The 477-nt window shown below is 68.8% G+C and carries 1 pseudogene; it reads left to right on the top strand.

Features of this window, described 5'->3' with window-relative positions:
- Positions 1-477, top strand: a pseudogene (locus tag XcuCFBP2542_RS19060) (hypothetical protein); the annotation flags it as partial.

Raw genomic sequence — 477 nt, 5'->3', positions numbered from 1 at the left:
TTGCTCGGCCAGGACAACCCGCTCGCCGCGCAATCAGAGCTGGCGCACTTCACCGGGCGCAATGTCGGTGGCTGGGCCGGCGGCACGACGGCCGCCTACGCGCTGGGCAGCTCCGGCGCCGGGCCGATGGTGCTGATCGCCGCCGATGCCTATTTCATGAGCGTGGCCGGCGAGAAGGCCGCCGCGCTGCTCGACAACCGCGCGATCTACCGGCAGACCGATGGCGATGACACGCACTGGTCCTTCGATGGCCGCGCCTGGGCGCGCGAGGGCAAGGCAGACACCACCGCCGATGGCGTGGACAACCCCAACGCCACGCCGATCGTCGCCAGCTACGCCAAGGCCCGCGAGCTGAACTACCAGGCGACCAATGTCGCTGCAGCATTGGCGCTGAAAGACGCACCCGATCCGGTCGATCCTTATCGACAGTCGGCCAACGCCACCGATCGCCCCAGCCTGAGTCCTGCCGACTGGAAG

The organism is Xanthomonas cucurbitae, assembly GCF_002939885.1.
Classification (GTDB): domain Bacteria; phylum Pseudomonadota; class Gammaproteobacteria; order Xanthomonadales; family Xanthomonadaceae; genus Xanthomonas; species Xanthomonas cucurbitae.
This window is presented reverse-complemented; position numbering and strand designations above follow the sequence as displayed.